The following is a 16993-nucleotide window of genomic DNA, read 5'->3' on the forward strand; positions in this document are numbered from 1 at the left end:
ATAGTGAAACCTGTGCGGCTGTTCATTTTTGCGTTGCTGTCAGCCTTGATCTCATTGTGTGCAGAAAGCGCCAAGGCGCATTTCAATCTGAACCAGAATGTCCGTATTCATCATGTTGCCCACTCGGAAGATGGTCTTGATGTCTACGTGCGCTTGCCGATGCCATATCTGGTCGCGGAACTCGTCGGACCGACAGGCGCCGATGGGCTGCCCGCTCCGGCACCTTATACATACAATCAGATCGAAGACGGCGTGCTGATGCATTACGTGGATCAGGTCGCCTTGCGTCGTGACTCAAGCGGTTTGGCCCGTATCGCTGCCGACAGCCTGTTGTTGTCAATCGAAGGTCAGCAACAAAAGGCAAATGTCGTTTCTATCAGGTTGCACCCGCTGGGGCAGGAGCCCGGATTTGCTACGCTGGATGAAGCCCGGGCTGCACTTGCACCCGGCGATGTTTTCCCCACGACCGACGAGACGTATGTGGGTGCCGTGATGGTGGACGTGCATCTGCGCTTCAATACAGGACAAGTGGGAACCTACAGTCTGTCCTATGCCTCTGATCCGGGACTTGAGGGACAGAAGGACACCGCGAACCTGATCCTCGACTACAACAGGCAGGAGGTTCGGACTTACCGTGCCAGGGGCCTGATGCATAACCCGGTCGAGATATCGGGATCAGCGACCTCAGCGGCTTCGACTTTCTTTGTCGAAGGTATTCGGCACATTCTGGAAGGGCCCGATCACGTGCTATTCGTGCTTTGCATGATCATCGGGGCTCTGAATCTTCATAGCCTGCTGGCGCGCGTCACGGGGTTTACCCTCGGCCATACAGTAACGCTGATCCTTGGCTTTTTTGGTTTCGCACCCAGTGGCGCATGGTTCATCCCAACTGTTGAATTGGCGATTGCGCTTTCCATAATTTACGCTGCCATGATGGCGGTCTGGCCACCGGAAAAGGGACACGGTGACCTGAAGGCCTTTGCAATCACGACAGGGATCGGTTTGTTGCACGGATTTGGGTTTTCCTTCATGCTGCACCAGATCCTGCGCGTCGACGCACCGAACGTTTGGCACAGCTTGCTGGCCTTCAATGTTGGTGTGGAGGCCGGGCAAGTTATGATCGTTCTATTGGTCTGGCCGCTGGTGCTGTTTCTGCGCAAACAGCCGGGGCGGATCTGGGTTGGCTCCCGCGCCGCCGTCGCGGCATGTGCAAGTCTGGTCGCGATGGTTTGGGTGGTCGAACGGGCAGAGGCGTTACTCTGACTCCGGCTCTGTTTGGGCGACTTAAAATATCGAAACGTGGAAAAAAAGCGGCTTTGTAACTTTAGTTCCATTTAGCGAGTTTCGACTAAGTAACAACTTTGTCCGTAACGCGGAGTTTAGCAACTCGTAGGTGCAGTGTAATCCCTGCGCACAAAGCCGTCTTTCGCCGCGCGTCGACAGCTTTAGAGATCCGAAAACTCTGTTCACGTTGACGGCTCGCAATTGATTGCGAGCACGGATCGTGCCAGCTTCGCAGTTGAGATCTCTTACTGCTCGCCAGGAGCCGACGTGGAAAGCACTTCCCCTACAAAAAGCCAGTTGAACGCCGCAGTTTTTGCAGGATGCATGGTTGCCTTTCTTGGCTTCGGGTTCTCCGCGACATTTGGTGTGTTCTTGGCACCTATGTCTTCCGAACTTGGGTGGGGTCGCGAAGTTTTTTCGTTGTCGGTTGCTGTTCAGGCTTTGATGTGGGGGATCGCTCAACCTGTCGCAGGCGCTTTTGCAGATCGCTATGGAACAGCGCGCGTAATTGGTTTCGGAGCTGTTTTCGCTGGGATCGGTTTCCTTTTGAGGGGCCTCGTTACTGATCCGATTCCGTTTATCCTTACGGGTGTCCTTGTCGGGATTGGAACGGGCGCGGCATCCTTTCCGATTGTCATCGGGGCACTGGGAAAAGTCGTAACACCAGAGCGGCGAAGCTTCATTCTTGGTCTGGGCACCGCCGCTGCCTCTCTGGGGATGTTCGTGGCCGCGCCATCAGCCACCGCCATGATTGGCGGGGTCGGATGGCAAACCGCGCTGATTTTGATCGCTTTCAGCTTTGCACTGATCCTGCCATTTCTCGTTTTCATTTCTCGCGTCTCCGTTCCCAGCGCCGCCGGCAGCAGTGCAGGCGATTTTGGAACCGCCATATCAATGGCCTTTTCCGACCGCAGTTATATTTGTCTTTTTTTCGGGTTCTTTGTTTGCGGATTTCACGTGGCTTTTATTCAAACGCACTTGCCAGCCTATGTCGTGGATCTCGGCCTTGCGTCTTGGGTTGGTGCGTGGTCGCTGGCACTTATTGGATTGTTCAATATCGCCGGGTCGTTTCTCTCGGGCTGGTCTGGCCAAGTATATTCAAAGAAGAAGGTCCTCAGCGGTATTTATTTTGCGCGATCCCTGGTCATCACCCTTTTCGTTCTGTTTCCAATTAGCGAGACAAGCGTTCTGGTCTTTTCTGCGCTGATGGGCCTGCTCTGGTTGTCTACAGTTCCGCTGACCATGGGGCTGGTCGCACAAACACAAGGGTTGAAATTTTTGTCAACGTTGGCTGGTCTTGTTTTCCTGAGCCACCAGACCGGCAGCTTCGTGGGGGCGTGGCTCGGTGGCCGCATTTATGACCTCAACCAGGACTACACGCCAATGTGGTGGTCGGCAGTCGCGCTTGGGTTGCTAGCAGGGCTCATTCATCTTCCAATACGGGAAGAACCCGGACCGCTGGCGAGAGTTGAAGCGTCATAGAACACTATCAAACCGTAAGTGGATGACCGTTATTGGATCAAAGCGGGCGGTCAAAAGCCAAAGCATGAAACGAATGCTGGCTAAGCGGAGGCAGCCGTCTTCCGCTGTATCGCCGTGATAGGTTCAGGACAATCAATTGGTGCTAGCCGCAAAACCTCTGACTTTCAGGTTAAGATACCGACGAGGTGAGATTATCTATCAAACGGTCTGGTATCATAGAACTCTTTGGGCAGTTGGCGATTCTTTTGGCCCTTGGTACAAAGTAGAACGCCCGCAGCGTTGTTGCTACGGGCGGTTTTGTGACGCTGCTTTGGGGCGTAGGATTGAACCTCTGACCTTCAGGTATGAGCCTGACGAGGTGACGACGTTGAGCGATTGATCCTGGGGATCAATTGCAGTCTGAACGGGCTGCTTTGGATTTTCTAACGCTGGTTGCCAAAGCAGGATTTGGCCTTTACCGAACAACTGAAATATTGAAAGTGCCCCGTCAAACCAGTTGCCAAAGTTGGCAAAAGCAATCTGATCAGACAAACCTTGCGTAAAGCGGAATTTAAAATGGCTCAGGAGTTGTTGTTGCCCTCGGCTAGCACGATTCATGTCAGTAATTACAAGCCGTGGCGATGCTTGAGTTTTGTTTGATCGAAGAGAAAATGGCTCGCTCGAACCCTAATACCCGAAATCCCATTGCAAGCGTCACGTTGATGATCAACGTGCTTGGAGCGGTATTATCTGCTTCAAGCACAATGGGTTTAGGTTAAGGGGCGCACCTACGAAATATGAGGCACACATGACACCTTGAAACCGTTGGAAGCGATGAAGCGACTAGAGCCTCTTTGCCGATATGATTTGCTACCAAATGCGAGTTACGGACAGTAATTTACGACACAAAGGGACTTATTTTGGTGTTGTTATAGGCCTTTTTGGCTGGGTCTGTGCCCGCTGGCAATTGTCATAGTCTCATGGCACCGATAACCACGCTTTATCCAACCAAAAGATGTTAGTGGTGCTACGTCTTGCATCGCGAAGTCTTGAGGTTTCTTAGCGCTGAAGGTCTGTGAAAACCCACTTCACAACTGGCGTTCAATTGGCAGCCAACCGGAAATCTTGGCGATCAGTTTGCGCCAAAACCCAGCTGATGGCTCTTTCGATATCGGCGCGTTCGTTTCAGTGTTCCCATATACCCATTGGAGTTTTCCTGAGTCGTTGAGCGTTACCGAATAAGAGTATAGTGGTAATGCCGCATCCAATTGCGCTTTGATCTGCTTCGCCAGACTAGAGCTACGCACCAACATTGCGATTTCAGAGTTCTGTCGGATGGACCTAGGGTCGACATTTGCAGAACCCACAAAAACAAAAGCGTCATCAATCAAGGCAATTTTGGTGTGTAGGGTCAAAGGCGTTTCGACGCCTTCCTTCGAAGGCGGTACGCTGGCGCGTACTTCAAAAAAGTTAACTCCGGCGCGCAACAGTCGCTTACGATAGCGCGCATAGTGACCGTGAGTGTACGGATGATTGGTCGAGGCAAGAGAGTTGGTCACGACCGAAACGTCAATTCCTTTTTTGACCAGTTGCTCAAAATACGCCGCGCCGTAGTCTTCTGGAATAAAGTACGGCGTAACAACAATTACGCTTTTTTTAGCGCGTCCGAGACTACTATAAAATGCGTTTCCTACAGCAAATGGTCCGGTGCCAGCAGGAGTGCGAAGCTTCTCAATGTCATCCACCACGATATTTGCGCGGCCATAGTAAACAGGAACTTGACCACCCTCGAGCCATCTTATGTAGTCAGATGCCAGGGCCCGGTCGTAAATCGCGACTTCCTCGTCGAGAGCGCGCTTCCGAAACTGTTCATACGCCTCGCTCAAAGGAACAATGTCGCCATCGTCTATGGCGTCAAAAGGCAGGGACCAAGCATCATTCCAATACGCATCAAAGGTGTTTGACAAGACATGAACAGGCATTCCGGCCACAAAGAGATCGAAGTCGGCAAAGTCGTAATTTGTTCCAATACTAAAGTATTCATCAGCAATGTTTCTGCCGCCTAAAATTGCATAGCTGCCGTCTGTGATCGTGACTTTGTTGTGCATGCGGCGATTCACTCGGGAAAAATCCAACAGGAAATTGACAGCTACAGTGCTATTTCGGGATAGCGGGTTGAAAACGCGAATTTCCACGTTCGGGTGGGCATTCAATGTCGCGATCTGATCATCACGTGCCGTCGTAAAAACGTCGTCGAACAACAGCCTGATTTTCACGCCTCGCTCCGCTGCGGAATACAGGGCGAGCCACATCAGCGAACCGGCCAAGTCCGGTTTGATCAGAAACGTCTGTATGTCAATTGAACTGTCCGCCGTTTCGATCATTCTCAGTCGCGCCGCGAGCGCGTCATTGCCGTCGAACAAGGGCAACATTGCCAATAGTTGGCCATCGTGGCCTGTAAGGTCAGACACTACACGTCCGGCACGAGCCCCATCGGCGGAGATAGCCCGTGAGCTTTCCTTAGGAGAATCAAATGGCACGTGGGTGCAGCCGTTAATGAACAGAAGAAAACCACATACCAAAATAAGCTTTTCAATGGTCCTCACTGGCGCTCCGGTTCGGCAAAAGCTGATCCCGTCGCCCGTCCAATTTGAATATGCCATTCTTCGAACGTAACTGAACTCTAAGTCCAGCACCCTAGGTTCTTTAAGCTAATCAACTGATTAAGGATAAGCTAAGAAATCGGCTTGTCAATCGCCGCACCGGCAGTGTGCCGGGCAATAAGCCTGGGTTCCGTGATCTTTACAGGCATCCTATTCTGAACAGTTTTTTGCTTTTAAGTTGGCATGCCACGCTGTCACCTGGTCTATGAAGTCGCTCTGATAGCCTTTGTTTTTCAGACCCAAGTATTTGCTAAAGCTTCGAAATTCCTCGACTGCGTATAGGATTTACACTATTTTTCTAATATCAGATTTTTGCATACAATATCGGACGTCTTCGATTGTCATATTTGCTCATGTTTGCCAGAGCGAAGCGCTCCCTTCGGATAGTTTTGTCCATATCTCTGCTGTTTGGCATTCTTGCCGCATGCGAGCGCGACCGACCAAAACCAACAAGTGAATTGACCCCTCAAGCACTGCTTGCAGCCGCCGAAAATCGTAAAGGAATTGATCCCACCAAATACAAAGGCGACATCGAACTCCTTCTATCTAGCAAGGTGCCCATAGGCGAGGAATCGTTTGATATTGTGTTTTTCGCAGGTTTGAGCCCGGCGACAGAAACCCGATTGCGGGCGAACGTCGTGGCGGACTTGAGGGCGATCCAAGCACGATTCCCAGAGTTAGCATCGGGGGTTTATGACGATAGCTGCTCACGAGAAGTATTAGTTAATATTTTAGAAACAGAGGCGATTGAAGATCACGTCGAATTGCGTGGAACTCTGTTTGTACGATTCTTTTCCTGCGATCAGAACTCCCCGGGCCAAGAGCGGGGCAATCCTTGGTTGACACAAGAAATTGATGCAAAAGCAAAAGTGGAAGCCTTCGTCGAAGACCAATGTGTAAGATTTTCCGTAGTTGAGCTTGAACTCGACCCGCGTGGGATTACTGGGGTTGTCGCAAGATTATTCGGTGTCATTGAGACTGCACGCGCCGAAATCATCAAACGGGCAGAGATCTATTTTGACGGCAACCCAATCTGCCTAACAGTCCCGAAGGAATTGGAGCCGGTATCACCGCAGGTCACACTCGTCAAAGCGCTCGAAATTGGCGAAGGCGGCATCGGCGCTGAAATTCAGGGATTGATCGATACAGACGCGACGACACTTGTCAAACTGCTCAACGTGATGGAATTGAGCGACATTATCGAGGGGCAACAATGAGGCACGTGTATTTTACGATGTTTCTGATCGGCGGCATCGGTCTCGCATCCCCTTCAACGGCACAAGTTGCCGAATTCGACATAGAGGACACTCTGGTCGTCGGCACAACGGAAATTGATTACGGTCTCAATGTCATTATGACTGCGGTTTCGCCAACACGAGTTGGCATTGAAGCCGTGCTTGACTTTAGTGATTTGCAGGCTCGTTTACCCGACCTGCTTGCTGACGAACCAATTTCAGACACATGTGGAACCCGTACCGATCTCAGTGAGTTTGTTGTTGAGGCACAAGGTGAAATTGTCTCTCTCAGTGGAAAACTGGATACTCAGTTCTTTGAATGCACCAAGACAAACGAAAACGTCTTTGTCCGCGGCAAACCGATGGACAGATGGATTTTCGACTTTTCAGCTTCAGCTACGGCCCGGTTTAGCGAAAAGTGCGTAACCTACGAAATAGTAGACGCAGCCGTTCAACCCCTTGAGCATTTGCGGGATATTGAGGGGTTCGTTGAAGATGTCGAAGCGCTGCGTTCCATCCTGCTGGAAGTCGCTGGACGCTTTTTGAGCGAACGGCCGTTTTGCCCTGCATTTCCTGAAGAATTTGAACCTTTGAACCCAGTTTATGAAACCGGCGGACCACGTGAAATAGGAGATGGTGGACTGGGCGCTTTCCTAAGAGGATCAATTGACACCAGCACCGCAACAATCATCGGAATACTACGCGTATTACAAGAGGAAGAAGTAATACCGGGCCCTCCGTGAGTTTTTTAAGCCAAGTAGACGCCTTCAAACTGCCTAAACAAAAATTGAGTAAGTCCGCTCTATCATCCAGTATGTTGCGATTGTTCCAATGCCATAGACGAGGATCAATTGAGCGCTTGTCTCCCATCGTTGTGCAGCTGGTATTTGCAAGAACGCCCATCCTACGACCAATGCTGCAGCAACAAAGATTAACTGACCAAGCTCGACGCCAACGTTGAAGAAAAGAAGCGCAATCGGAATCTCTGATGGCGGCAGTCCGATTTCGGCCAAGGCACCAGCGAATCCGAGCCCATGCAATAGTCCAAACGCAAATGCCACAACCCAAGGCGCTCTTGCCGCCAAAGAAGAACGGCCGCGGGACTTCCAGACGATCTCGGACGCCAGGAAAACGATCGAAAGAGCGATTGCCGCCTCTACAGGCGCAGACGGTAGCGAAACAATTCCCAGCGTGGCCAAACCCAGTGTTATCGAATGAGCTACTGTAAACGCAGTTATTGTTTTGATCAGCATCCACCAGCCTTCTACAAGAAACAGCAAAGCCAGCACGAACAGCAAGTGATCCAAACCCTCCAAAATGTGTTCAATTCCCAGAACGGTATAGCGCTTAGCCGCGCGTGAAGCAGATCCCGAACCAGCCAGCCATTCGTCCAGGTTGACTTCGATAGTCGTCCCCTCTCGTTTAACCAAACGCGTGACGGGTTCCTGACCGAACCAACGAACCGTCAACAGAGCCCCTTCGCGGTTCCACGGAAGCACCAGGCGATCTTCGGATGTCATGGGGGTGGCACAGGTGAAGGTAAATGTGACCGAATAAGATCCCCTTTCACCATTCGGGCTCCCCCCAAACTCACACTGCTCAGGCAAATCAGGTGACAATATCGCAGCTGACAATCTACTAGGTACTTTTGAGACTAGTCTGTATTCGCCGGGAGCCGTTTCAATCAGTTCCGCGCGATCCAAGCCGAGTGTATGCGCATGAGAACCGATCCCTTGTAGCGCTATTAGCGTCGCAGCCCACGCAGAGATGAGGAATAACCTAATCATCGTCTTTGGCCTTTTGCAGCGGCGCTATCTCGATCTTGTAGTCGCCTTCTACAGATTCCAGTTCTTTCTCCATCATCTCACGGGATTTGTCCGTCATCCACCGGGTGGCAACCCAATCTTGAGCCTGCCCAAACTCAGGCAACTGAGCGGGGTTTTCCTTGAGAACCCTGAGGAAGTGAATCGTCCCAGTCTGGGATGGGAACGGTCCTTGCCAATCGTCGTTCTTGTCAATGGCCGCCAAAACCTCTTTTGCCGTTTCGCCGCCGAACGCCTGCACAAGGCGTTTCTGGTCCATGTATCTCAGTGTATTTCCAAAGGTGATGTCGACGTCACCGAGGGATGTGGGATCTGCGCCTTCGTTCAACTCTTCCAGAAGGTTAGGTGGAACTTCGCTGATCGAATTAAACATCACATGTTCAAGGTCATAACTGGGAGGGCTCAGAAATTTCTCTTGGTTGCTGTCAAAGTATTCTTTGAGTTCCGCTTCTGTCGGCTCTGCCAAGTCTCCGGCAATGAAAAACCGCTTGTTTTGAAGAAGTAATGCACGAATACGGGATCCGTCAGAAAAACCTCGCTTCACTGCCTCTCGGACCAAGATCTCTTCCTCAACGAAGTTTCTGACTAGGTCCTGTTTTTCTGCTTCACTTAGCGGGCGCAAAAGCAATTCCGACTCTTGGTCGAAAAGGTATTCCTGCGTCACTGCATCCACCACGATCAGATCTCGATCGTCCTTTGCAAAAAGCGCCTGCGCGATGAACAAAAGTGCTGCGAGGACGAGAAACTGAAACAACGGCTCTCTGACGAGATGAAAGAGAAATGAGTGCGGCGTACCACTGTCGTTACCGGCAGGTCTTCCCGAGGGACGGTCTGAAGTACTGATGGACATTTCTGAACCTATGTTACCGCACCGAAAAAAGACGCCTCAATTCAAGGCGCCTTTTCCGAAAAAGGCAACTCTTTGGAATGCAACGCATCATTCGCCCAGTTCATTACCTTACTTGCTGTTATCCTCGAGCATTGCAGGATGAACATAGTTTGGATCAGTGATACCCTCTTTGCGAGCGGCCATCGCGGCCAGGGTATGTCGCTGCAAACGGCTTATAACGTTGCCCGTGGAGCGACGGCGGTCGTCCAAAAGCGGAGAATACTCGACCCAATCGATCAACAGTATCTCGTTTTGAAGAGCCAGCTTTCGAAGAATCTGCATGAATTGTAGCGTGGTAAAGCCACCTATTTCAGGGTTTGATACACCCGGCGCCAACGAGCCGTCCAGAACATCCATATCGATTGAGATATACAGCCGGCGTCCTTCGAGTTCTGAGATCAGTTCGTCGACAGTTGCATCAAATCCATTTTTTTCAAACTTCGGCATGAAGTAGTAGTTGGTCTGATTGTTGAACATCCAGTCCATTCTCTCGACGCTCTCGTATGCACCGCGAAGGCCGATGTGGAAAATCTGATCTCCGGTGGTCCACCCTTGCTCGTGCGCGAAACGGAGGGCTGCACCCCCATGGGTGAACATTCCAAGTCGCCCATCAGGCGGTGCAAGGTCGGTATGGGCGTCAAAATGGACTGTTGTGAAACTCTGCGGACCGTAGTGATCAATCAGCGCCATTAGTGACGCGACCTGGGTGCCATGGTCTCCACCTATTACGAAGGGTATCGCACCGCCATCGAGGATTTCCTTAAACACACCAGCCTGATCCGCAAAGTTCTGCATCATTAAAGATGGGTGGGCGTTGGCGTTTCCATAGTCCACAACGTTCAGGATATCGAAGTACTGGTTGTTGAACCACATATCATGCCCCGACTGGGCAAAATCATAGTTGTGGTTTACGCGCATATAATTTGCCGCCCAGCCGTTGCCGTCAGCGGGATTAAACTGGCTCGGCGCCCCAACAATAGCCACGTCGACCTCTCCGGCAATCAGATCTTCAGTTGTCAAAGCGATCGGCAAACCGAAATACGTGGGAAATGCGTGCTTTGTCGGCACGACGTAGTAGCGCTGTAAATCAATTGGACCGGGTTCCCGCGGAGGGTTATCACCTACCATATCCTTGCGCAGATAGTATTTGTTCCAGCCAGGATCGAGGATTTGAACATTTGGATTGCTTGGATCTCTCCACGGCTGCATCGAAGATGGGAACCCATCAACTAAAGGATCAGCGGAAAAATCTGGTGCGGGATTGTCTTGTGCGTATCCCACTCCAGCTAGTGTTGCTGCGAGCAGAGCGGACCATTTGAACAATACTGGTAAGCGACGCGCCACTTTCTAATCCTCTCATTTTAAGACCAAATTTAACTTGACTACGGAGAGGATATTTTCTCAGGCTATTGATGACTGTGCAAAAAGTGCAAGTAGCACACATCTTTGCAATCGCCCGGCATGAGTTACGTGATCGGGTATTGGCATTCGACCTGTATACCCATCCCCGAGACTTTGGGTTTGTTGATAGAGGGGTAACTGCTTTGGCATTCGATCGTTTTTCAATTGATCTCGCAGATGAGGATACACTGGAAAACTTCTATCTTGAGCAAACCAATACAGACACCCGCTTTATGCAATTCACTTCTGGCCCCGCGATCCTGAGCGCCCGTAGCATCGATTTTGGCGACATCAGGCTCCTGCAAGTATCAGGGGAAGGCAAACATCTCTGGACCGACACTATGTTGGCGCGTGAGTGGCGATTTGCGATCATGGTTTCAGCAAATGGCAGCCCTCGGATAGGCCAGTCTGGCATTTCTAACACCACCGCCCATCTACTGAGGCCAGGTGAAACGGCGGAGTTGTTCACAAACGGCAGATACAAAACTCTGGAGATTACGTTCACGGAAGAACTTCCCAAAAAGCTCGGGTGGAATTGCCGTGGTGGTCAAATTACTGATGTGCCTGAAGACGTCGCAAGAAGCCTGGCGTCGATTGCGCAGGAAGGCTTTTCTGCGGCTCTCAATGACGACTCTGGAGATTGGTGTTTTAGCTCTCTCGCGGACACTCGGTCTAAACTCATCGATGCTTTAGAAGTTGCCCTTCAACCTTGGGCGTCGCCCAAACACCATGACAGTGATGTTCTGTCGCGTGGAGCACGGGCTGATTTGCTCCGCGATGCCCGTAGACTACTGCAGGACAAAGACAACAACCTATGTGTCAGTGTTGACGCTTTGGCTGAAGAAATTGGCGTGTCCAAGCGCAGTATTTTTCAAGCTTTCCAAAAAGCTTATGGGATTGGACCGAGGAGATTCCGAGAAGTCGTACGTTTGAACGGTCTTCGCGCAAGCTTGTATCGTAGCGAGCCGGACAACTCGTCTGTGACCCACCTGGCGAACGATCATGGCTTTTCAGAATTGGGGCGTATGGCAGGCAAATACCGGTCATTGTTCGGAGAACTTCCAAGCGAAACGCTTAAGCGACCTAGGCAGAGCTGGTTAAACTAGGAGCGCAACGTCTGGCTCGGGCTCTCTCCAAACTGTCGACGATACTTTCCGGCCATGCGCCCAAGATCCCCAAACCCAAGTTCGGTTGCCAGTTCAGTAACTGTATTTTCTTCAGGGCCGGTATTTTTCAACCGGGTTCGCAATTCTGCGAGGCGTCGTATTTCTATGTACCGCCTTGGCGTAATACCTAACGACTGACGTAGCGAATAGAACAACGTGCGCCTCCCAACGCCCAATTCCCTTGAAATGGAGCTTAAGCCTGGCAACCCATCGCCTAACTCTAAAAGAAGGCGATCAAAGTTCTTCAATACCGAATATCGCTTCGTGCATTCATTAAGTTCCGAGTTCGAATTGGTACCTTTAGGTAACCAAGGGCACAACGCCAGCTCCAGAGCATCCAAAACCATCCCACGCAATTCTGCCGTTAGTTCAGGCCTCAAGTATTCACCGTTGGACACAGTGATCTTTCTTGCTTGGCGACACACAGCCTCGAGTTGTTGCAATCGCGTTCCACGGATGCGTGCCAAAGGTGCTCCTGAAAAAGTCCAGCCAAGACTGTCCGCAATTTCTTTGGATACACCTATTTCCAATGTTTCAACCGGCCCCAGAAACACATAGTCCATTTCCTTGCCGGGGCGAAACAGCATCGCGTCTTTAGGACCAAGTTCGTGACCAAGCGATCTGACGCCGTCTTTTGCGTTCAGCACTATCCCAAAATGCACTCGACCATCATCAGACATTTGGTCTTGCCACCTGCAATGAGCAATCCCTGAAGCCCAAAGCAGAGTGACGCCGTTTAGATCCACAACCTTGTATTCAAGTTTTGCAGGGCCTGCCGAGAATTGAGTATAGCCAGGCATCATCCCAGTGGCTTGGAACAGAAACTCCGAAATATCTTCGGCTTCATGCAGAAGAATACGCTGTATACCCATGCAGTTAATCTGTACGCGCGGCACTGTGTTCGGCAAGGATTAATTCCGCAAAGATGGATTCCAAATGCACTAATTACGTAGCACCCTTGCTACCTGTCCGCCAAAATCACACGCAATCCAATGACAGAACCGGACTGCTTTGAATTTGAAAGGAAAGACGATGCATTACTGCAAGTTGTTGTCCACAGCTGTGTTCACCGCGGTACTTGGAGCCATTCCTTTTGAAACTTCAGCGCAAATGCTCAAGGACATTGCTGCAGCTTCGCCAAATGAAAACATCGGTCCGATGCCTCACCAGGTCCCTGACGACCCGACAAAGATGAATATCAAACAGGACAAGTCTACGGACATCTGGCGAGCAGAACGTGAACCATCCGGACGTCCTGCAGGACCAATGGACGTACAACGATACCAGCTGCAAATGGAACCTGTGGGTATCCAAACGTTCTTTAAGCTGCCCGTTGCTCTTACACCCGAAGACTTACAGGCCGGCGAAATCGATGTTGCGATATTCGGCGCACCAACTGGAGCGCTTCCGCACTCCGCAGGCAATATGTGGGCGCCGGCCGAGGTGCGGACTACACGCGACTATGGCGGCTACGGTGACCCCAAATTCCCTTTAAGCTGGGTTGAATACGAGACCCTTCTCGCTCCATTCACAATCTTAAATGCGGTTGACTACGGCGATGCCGGACTAAATGCGTACAATCAAGCTGCGACTTTAGAGGAAATACGTCGTATGACACGGGAGATTGCTTCCGTCGGCGCAATTCCCTTCATCGTTGGTGGGGACCACTCGGTTCCCAACGGCACTTTCCGCGGTATCGTTGATGTCTACGGAAAGAACAACGTTGCTTTCGTGCATTTTGATGTCCATCTCGACCGAGACGCTGGCATGGGCAAGTTTGGTGCCTATTACCATTCAGGCAGTTTTATGAATCGCGCTGTTCAGGAAGGTATGGTCGAAGGGCGCCATGTCATTCAGTATGGCATGTCTACGCCGGTCTTTGGTCCAGAGGAGTGGGATCAGGTGGCCTCTGAAGGCGGGAAGGTTTATCACATCCACGAGATCAGGAGAGACGGCGTCGAAGAGACTTTTAAAAAAATATACAAAGACTTAGAAGACATAGATCTTGTTTACGTTTCCTTCGACATTGACACCTTTGACATGAGCTATGCACCCGGAACAGGCTCCTCATCGCCCATCGGTTCGCATCCCGAAGACCTTTTCCCCATGTTGCGCCAATTTGCGGCAACAAAAACCATCGTCGGCGTTGATTTCGTTGAGTTCAACCCCTTCTACGATAACCGCGGCCAACAAACCGCGCGGCTTGTTCGGCGAACCATGTTTCAGTTTCTAACCGGCATTGCGATGAAAAAAGACGGGATCGAACCGGACTATATTCACCCGCGCATCTCCGGAGAACCGTAAGAACAGTCTGGTTCTGGCGATCAGCGGTGCGCATTGCCCGAAAAGGCCTAGGGATCCCTTCAAAAAGAATGGTGGCGCGGCAATGCGCCAGAGCCAAGTGGCGACTGATAGTTAATGCCCGTTTTTTGCAAAACGCCTCATCGCTTTTCTCTTGCTAAATTGAGCTCGCTGCGGAGGGTTTTCTGCGTTTCGTGCATCAGGACCAATGTATGACAAGTTTACCAAAACTCACATCGGCGGTTTCAGACGCCCCTGCTAAAGCCCACCCTAGTGCAATTTCTGAGTTACATCAGAATGTAGTTTTGAGTCCATCGGCTGAATCGGACAAGTTACCTATCGGAACAGATCTTCTAAACTTCGTTGGAACTGGCAACAAAAAAGCACCTGTCTATCCGCCAAAATTCTCAACCTGTATCACAGGACTACGTGCTGCTGAGGGGTATCTCGCCAGACCTTCAGAAACTGGACATAAAGGCTTGGCTCATTCAAAGATGGAAAAAGCAAGTCAAGCCAGTGGAAGCAACTAGAATGTCGGCTACGGCAATGAGTTTCGAAAGCTCCGCCCTGCGAGTTGGCATGGTGGGCAACCTTGCAATGGGTTTCGCTGGTGTCGTAGCTTCAGTTCTGTCGAACTCACAAGCGCTTCTTGTTGATGGGCTTTTCTCTCTTGTTGGCTTTTTTGCTGCTATTATAGCTGTTCGCGTAGGTAAACAGTCATTTGCGCAACCCGATGATGCAAGACCGCTTGGCTATGCTGCCGATGAAGCAGTTTTTACCACGTTCAGGTCCTTGTCCCTTCTGGGCCTCGTCGCATTCGCTCTCATTAATGCTGTTGCCAAAATTGCGGCATATATCGGTGGTACTGTACCTGCGCCGGTGAAGTACGAGGTCGTTGGTGTTTACACGGTTGCCATTTGTCTGATCTGCGTCGGGCTTTGGCTAAATCACCTACGCTGTTGGAAAAAAACAGGAAAAAATAGCGACATACTGAAGCTCGAAGCCCGGGCAGCGGCCTTTGACGGTGTTATCACCGGGACTGCTGGCTTGGGCTTCGGGCTTGTTTATCTTTTTCAATCTGGCCCATTGGCGTTCATTGCACCGGTCGGGGACTCAATCATTGTTATCGGTTTGTGCCTCATCGCATCGGGCACATACTGGTCCGACTTCAAAAGCAGTTTGGGTGAACTTGTGGGTGCCTCGGCCGGAGCAGAGATCGTCGAAAATGCGCGTGCAATTGCTGAAGAACACTTCGCCTCAGAAGATATCGCGTTGGTTGACGTTGTTGTTTTGAAAGCGGGCCGAACCTACTCGGTCATTGTGTTTGTGAACCCGCGAGACACGATCTCAGGGAAGCAGGCTGACAATTTATCTGCTTCATTGAACGCGAAACTGAGTACGCAATTCGCACGAACCGAAGTACTGGTTGTGGTTTCTGAGATCGGTCGTCGTGTTTTAGGGGCTGCGTCAGATGAATAATCTTTTGAGATTCTGCCATTTTGGTACAACTCAATCACCTATTCGATACCGTTCTCGGACTTTGGCTTTTGTTCGACCAATTGGATCTGGGCGAGCGACATGAAGACCCAACTCACTTTATCCCAACGATGACTTAGGAGCGTCTAAATGAAGAAGTTTTTACTGAGCATATCAATGTCATTTCTCGCAGGCGAACTGGCGGCGCAATCGCAATTGACGACCGCGTCGCCCATTCCTGATGGTGCGGAAAAACGGTTCTGCTACTATCAGGGTCTCGTGTATTCTGAGAACGCCTTCATACTATTGGTCGGTACCAACACCGTAACTTCTACAGCTCCTCAAAAAGAAGAACGGTTGCTGCGTTGCTTTCGTGGAGACGATGGAAATTTGTCCTGGCGACCTCAGAGCACACTTCAGCTTGGCAAGTAGAGACCCTGAACCCATTTTCTGTGCTTCTGTAAATGGGTCGGAACGCCTCTAACCAAAAGGAGGCGCACCACGATGCCACAGATCAATGCCAAACTGTCCGAACTCTATAGTTCCAGGGTTGCTCATCTGGCGCATGCGCTATCGCTTCCCCATGACGTCGGCCTCTCGTCTTGAGGACGGGAGGGCCCGCTGTCGCGAACTTGTGCATCGCCGATCTAATGCGCTGTCTTGGCCAAAGCGCTGAATATCTAAGCAGGGAAACTTACTCACCAATCGGACCGCGCAGTTTCCTATGGAAACCGCTTTGGAGATCCTCCTCGATTGAAATGGTCTGCCGTTATGGCTAAGAAATCCGGGGAACCACAAGCGTTGCATCTGGCCTCTCAGCCAGGATAGCTATATCTGTCGATCCGCGTTCTGGGCATCATGCCTGGAACTCAGCGTTGAACACACTTCAACCTGTTCTCTGCTTACCGATTGCCAGAACCAGGTCCGCCTGCCAGCATTGCGGCTTGGCGCATTCGCTGGAACTCGTCAGGTGTGACGGTTCCATCGCTGACATCAATGCCCTTGGGAATCCGCGCTCGTTTGTGTCCGACTACTCGAACACTGCTTCTTGTGATTTCCAAGCAGGCAGAGTTGTAGCAAGTCAGCCCATTTGTGTTGATTTGAATAGCGGTTTGACCAATTGCATTGGTGACCAAAGGAGCCTGGGTAGTAGTGGCGCAAGCCGAAGCCAACACCGCAAACCCGAAACACGCCCATTTTTTCATACGCAACTCCTTTGTTCCTCAAAGATAGGTCAGCAACTGTTCAGTCAAATTTTTCGAGCGTCTACTTCGAGCCCAAAATGCGCAAGTCC

Annotated in this window: 15 protein-coding genes; 9 read left to right on the top strand and 6 right to left on the bottom strand. The window is 51.0% G+C overall.

From position 1 onward, the window contains the following. Nucleotides 1–3 precede the first annotated feature (3 nt). Nucleotides 4–1263: a HupE/UreJ family protein gene (locus AC2FIR_RS20120; protein WP_496762966.1), complete on the top strand. Its 1260-nt coding sequence runs from the start codon at nucleotides 4–6 to the stop codon at nucleotides 1261–1263. Between the two features lie 222 nt (nucleotides 1264–1485). Continuing rightward, nucleotides 1486–2766, top strand: a complete 1281-nt coding sequence (locus AC2FIR_RS20125; RefSeq protein ID WP_496762971.1) for an MFS transporter — start codon at nucleotides 1486–1488, stop codon at nucleotides 2764–2766. Between the two features lie 1067 nt (nucleotides 2767–3833). Here the strand turns inward: AC2FIR_RS20125 and AC2FIR_RS20130 are convergent. Further along, nucleotides 3834–5351, bottom strand: a complete 1518-nt coding sequence (locus AC2FIR_RS20130) for a phospholipase D family protein (protein WP_496762973.1) — start codon at nucleotides 5349–5351, stop codon at nucleotides 3834–3836. A 446-nt stretch (nucleotides 5352–5797) separates the two neighbouring features. Between AC2FIR_RS20130 and AC2FIR_RS20135 the strand changes: the two genes are divergently transcribed. Further along, nucleotides 5798–6625: a hypothetical protein gene (locus AC2FIR_RS20135; RefSeq protein ID WP_496762975.1), complete on the top strand. Its 828-nt coding sequence runs from the start codon at nucleotides 5798–5800 to the stop codon at nucleotides 6623–6625. Beyond that, entirely contained in the window at nucleotides 6622–7386 is a 765-nt protein-coding gene (locus AC2FIR_RS20140; protein WP_496762977.1) for a hypothetical protein, read from the top strand. The genes AC2FIR_RS20135 and AC2FIR_RS20140 overlap by 4 nt, the downstream gene beginning before the upstream one ends. Nucleotides 7387–7419: 33 nt before the next feature. Here AC2FIR_RS20140 and AC2FIR_RS20145 read toward each other — a convergent pair whose 3' ends face one another. The 3 genes from AC2FIR_RS20145 to AC2FIR_RS20155 all read right to left on the bottom strand — a co-directional run bounded on the left by AC2FIR_RS20145 (nucleotide 7420) and on the right by AC2FIR_RS20155 (nucleotide 10699). Continuing rightward, nucleotides 7420–8163, bottom strand: a complete 744-nt coding sequence (locus AC2FIR_RS20145) for a HupE/UreJ family protein (RefSeq protein ID WP_496762979.1) — start codon at nucleotides 8161–8163, stop codon at nucleotides 7420–7422. Between the two features lie 259 nt (nucleotides 8164–8422). Next, nucleotides 8423–9316, bottom strand: coding sequence for a peptidyl-prolyl cis-trans isomerase (locus AC2FIR_RS20150; protein WP_496762981.1), 894 nt, complete (start codon nucleotides 9314–9316; stop codon nucleotides 8423–8425). A gap of 108 nt (nucleotides 9317–9424) precedes the next feature. Continuing rightward, nucleotides 9425–10699, bottom strand: a complete 1275-nt coding sequence (locus AC2FIR_RS20155) for an arginase family protein (protein ID WP_480441630.1) — start codon at nucleotides 10697–10699, stop codon at nucleotides 9425–9427. 68 nt (nucleotides 10700–10767) lie between these two features. Here AC2FIR_RS20155 and AC2FIR_RS20160 point away from each other — a divergent pair, with 68 nt between their 5' ends. Continuing rightward, nucleotides 10768–11862, top strand: coding sequence for a helix-turn-helix domain-containing protein (locus AC2FIR_RS20160; protein ID WP_480527417.1), 1095 nt, complete (start codon nucleotides 10768–10770; stop codon nucleotides 11860–11862). On the opposite strand, the gene AC2FIR_RS20165 is transcribed toward AC2FIR_RS20160, so the two are convergent. After that, nucleotides 11859–12794: a helix-turn-helix domain-containing protein gene (locus AC2FIR_RS20165; RefSeq protein WP_496747709.1), complete on the bottom strand. Its 936-nt coding sequence runs from the start codon at nucleotides 12792–12794 to the stop codon at nucleotides 11859–11861. The two genes, AC2FIR_RS20160 and AC2FIR_RS20165, sit on opposite strands and share 4 nt — an antisense overlap. Before the next feature lie 160 nt (nucleotides 12795–12954). Here AC2FIR_RS20165 and AC2FIR_RS20170 point away from each other — a divergent pair, with 160 nt between their 5' ends. The 4 genes from AC2FIR_RS20170 to AC2FIR_RS20185 all read left to right on the top strand — a co-directional run bounded on the left by AC2FIR_RS20170 (nucleotide 12955) and on the right by AC2FIR_RS20185 (nucleotide 16131). After that, entirely contained in the window at nucleotides 12955–14226 is a 1272-nt protein-coding gene (locus AC2FIR_RS20170; protein ID WP_496747708.1) for an arginase family protein, read from the top strand. 209 nt (nucleotides 14227–14435) lie between these two features. Beyond that, on the top strand, nucleotides 14436–14753 hold the full coding sequence (locus AC2FIR_RS20175; RefSeq protein ID WP_496747706.1) for a hypothetical protein: 318 nt from the start codon (nucleotides 14436–14438) through the stop codon (nucleotides 14751–14753). 1 nt (nucleotide 14754) lies between these two features. Beyond that, the gene (locus tag AC2FIR_RS20180) at nucleotides 14755–15702 is read left to right on the top strand and encodes a cation efflux transmembrane domain-containing protein (RefSeq protein ID WP_170824686.1); all 948 of its coding nucleotides are present in this window, start codon (nucleotides 14755–14757) and stop codon (nucleotides 15700–15702) included. Nucleotides 15703–15849: 147 nt separating this feature from the next. Continuing rightward, the gene (locus tag AC2FIR_RS20185) at nucleotides 15850–16131 is read left to right on the top strand and encodes a hypothetical protein (RefSeq protein WP_170617596.1); all 282 of its coding nucleotides are present in this window, start codon (nucleotides 15850–15852) and stop codon (nucleotides 16129–16131) included. 470 nt (nucleotides 16132–16601) lie between these two features. Here AC2FIR_RS20185 and AC2FIR_RS20190 read toward each other — a convergent pair whose 3' ends face one another. After that, a complete protein-coding gene (locus AC2FIR_RS20190; RefSeq protein WP_170617598.1) occupies nucleotides 16602–16904 on the bottom strand; it encodes a hypothetical protein in 303 nt (100 codons plus the stop codon). Nucleotides 16905–16993 lie beyond the last annotated feature (89 nt).

It is taken from the genome of Ruegeria sp. CDSB136 (assembly GCF_059610965.1).